The following is a 625-nucleotide window of genomic DNA, read 5'->3' on the forward strand; positions in this document are numbered from 1 at the left end:
TTTCCCGGCGCTCAACGCCCGGCCCCAGTCCCAGCTGGGCGAGTGGCTCGACGAGATCACGAGCGAGCTGGAGAGCTACAACGAGAAGAACCCGGACAGCCCCGCGGCCCCGTTCGCAGTGAACCAGATCGTGCACCGGTCCAATGATCGGCTGGAGGCCGACCTCGCGACCTGCGAGAAATACAAGGTGCCGCTGGTCATCACCTCGCTGGGTGCGCGCGAGGAGCTGAACCAGGCCGTCCAGGGCTGGGGCGGCCAGACGATGCACGACATCATCAATGTGAAATTTGCCCGTAAGGCCCTGGAAAAAGGGGCTGATGGCCTGATCGCCGTGTGCTCGGGCGCGGGCGGGCATGCCGGGACGCTGTCGCCGTTTGCGCTGATCAGCGAGATTCGCGAATTCTTCGACGGCCCGCTGGCGCTCTCAGGGTCGATCTCGACCGGAGCCGGTGTGCTGGCGGCGCAGGCCCTGGGCGCCGACTACGCCTATATCGGCTCGGCCTTCATCGCGACGGAAGAGGCGCGTGCCACCGACGAGTACAAGGAAGGCATCGTGGAAGGGCGCGCGGAAGACATTGTTTACACGAACCTTTTCACTGGCGTTCACGGCAATTACCTGCGCCGC

1 protein-coding gene is annotated in these 625 nt (G+C 65.0%); it reads left to right on the plus strand.

The window, feature by feature from the left end:
- The coding region (locus V7702_RS16790) for an NAD(P)H-dependent flavin oxidoreductase (RefSeq protein WP_335651216.1) at nucleotides 1-625 on the plus strand (625 nt) is incomplete at both ends.

The sequence above is a fragment of the Phenylobacterium sp. genome (assembly GCF_036963605.1).
Taxonomy (GTDB): domain Bacteria; phylum Pseudomonadota; class Alphaproteobacteria; order Caulobacterales; family Caulobacteraceae; genus Phenylobacterium.